The organism is Mesorhizobium sp. M2A.F.Ca.ET.067.02.1.1 (assembly GCF_004023285.1).
Taxonomy (GTDB): Bacteria; Pseudomonadota; Alphaproteobacteria; order Rhizobiales; family Rhizobiaceae; genus Mesorhizobium.
The window spans coordinates 1-2037 of record NZ_RZSB01000936.1; the positions used below are offsets into that span (position 1 = coordinate 1).

At 63.9% G+C, this 2037-nt stretch carries 2 protein-coding genes; both read right to left on the reverse strand.

Going from position 1 to position 2037, the window contains the following annotated elements:
• Positions 1 to 1542, reverse strand: a 1542-nt coding sequence (locus EOA28_RS33930; RefSeq protein ID WP_148671042.1) for an FAD-dependent oxidoreductase, incomplete at its 3' end; no start/stop codon positions are given.
• A gap of 102 nt (positions 1543 to 1644) precedes the next feature.
• Positions 1645 to 2037, reverse strand: a 393-nt coding sequence (locus EOA28_RS33935; protein ID WP_148671043.1) for a cupin domain-containing protein, incomplete at its 5' end; no start/stop codon positions are given.

Below are 2037 nucleotides of genomic sequence, written 5' to 3' on the forward strand. Positions count from 1 at the left end.
CGGCCATTCGGCGGCGCCAGGACCGTCGAGGTTGAAACGTGAGAAGCCGGGCAGATCGAGGATGCCTGCAGCGTCGCGCACGGCGAGGCATTCCTCGCGCACGGCGCGCTGCCACGGCCCGTCACGGCGGAAGGTCAGCGTCGCTTCCTCGGAGGTGTCGTCGCCGGGCCTCGCATACCAGGTGGCGCGTTCCCAGCCATTATAGGCGTCGAACTGGCCGCCCAGCGCCTTGACGCGCTCATGCAGCGGCGAAAGCTTGCGGTTGCGCCCCTCCGGCCAGGCATGGCGCGGGAACTGGATGGCGTATTCGTTGCCGTAGATCTCCATCCCCTTGGCGGCGCAATAATCGAGTGCCGAGGCGAAGCTGGTGAAGCGGCGCGGGTCGCAAGACCACATGTCCCATTCGGTCTGGCCCCCCGTGACCCATTCGGCCAGCACCTTGCCGGCGCCGCCGCCTTGCGCGATGCCGAAGGTGAAGACGCAGGCCTCGAAGGCGTTGGGCACGCCGGGCATCGGTCCGATCAAGGGATTGCCGTCCGGTGCATAAGGGATCGGCCCGTTGATCACCTTGGAAAGGCCGGCGGTGCCGAGGATCGGCACGCGGGCGACGGCGTCGGCGAGATAATGCTCGAGACGGTCGAGATCGTCGGGGAAAAGCTGGAAGGAAAAATCCTCCGGCATCGGATCGTTGTGGGTCGCCCAATGTGCGCGGCAATTGCGCTCATAGGGGCCGAGATTCATGCCGCTCTTTTCCTGGCGCAGGTAATAGGAGGTATCGACGTCGCGCAGCAGCGGCAGCTTGTGGCCCTGCTCCTTCGTCCAGGCGGCGAGTTCGGGGATTTCCTCGAACAATATGTACTGATGGCTCATCACCATCATCGGCACGTCGCGGCCGAACATCTTTCCAACCTCGGCGGCGCGGTAGCCGGCGGCGTTGATGACGATCTCGCAGCGGATTTCGCCTTGCGGTGTTTCGACCACCCATTCGCCGTTCTCGCGGCGCACGCCGCTGACCGGGCAGAAGCGGATGATTTTCGCGCCCATGTCGCGCGCGCCCTTGGCCAGCGCCTGAGTCAGCTGCGCCGGGTCGATGTCGCCGTCGCTCGGATCGTAGAGCGCCCCCTTCAACTCATGAGTCTCGATGAAAGGGTAGCGGCGCTTGATCTCGTCCAGTCCGACGACGTCGATGTCCATGCCCTGGTAGCGGCCCATGCCCTTGGCGCGCTGGAATTCCTGCATGCGCTCCTTCGTATGGGCGAGCCGGAGCGACCCAGTGACATGGTAGTTCATCGGATAGTCGACCGCTTCGGCGAGCCCCCGGTAAAGTTCGGTGGAATAGCGCTGCATGTTCATCAGCGACCAGGACGAGGAGAAGGTCGGCACGTTGCCGGCGGCGTGCCAGGTCGAGCCCGAGGTCAACTCGTTCTTTTCCAGAAGCACGCAATCGGTCCACCCCGCCTTGCACAGATGATAAAGCGATGAGCAGCCGACGACACCGCCTCCGATGATCACCACGCGTGCCGTGGTCGGCAAACCGGCCATGTTTTTCTCCCCAAGTTCAAAGCGCGACATGTCGCGCTTTGCTTCCTTTGATGCATGCCGTTGCCCCAAAACCGCTGGACACTTTTGGGCGGCATGCAATGTTCAATATACCGGCGGTGAAACCACCCAGATCACCACGGCCGGCTCGGTGCCCGGATTGCGCCAGCGATATGGCTTGCCCTCGAAGCGAAACGAGTCGCCTTCGCCAAGCCGATGCCAGACGCCCGCGATCTCGATGTCGAACAGTCCGGAGACGATGTATCCGGCCTCCTCGGTCGGCCGAAGTGCTGCGGCCTTCATCTCGGCGCCGGGCGCGAACACCGAGCGCACCACCTCGAAACTACCGCCGAGATCGGGCGACAGAAGCTCCTCCACCAGACCCGTTTCGCTTGTGCCAAGCACGCGGCGGCGACCGGCGCGCACGATCACCCCACGTTCTTCCTCAGCGGGCACGTCATGACTGAAGAACAGGCTGATCGGCACATCGAAGAGATC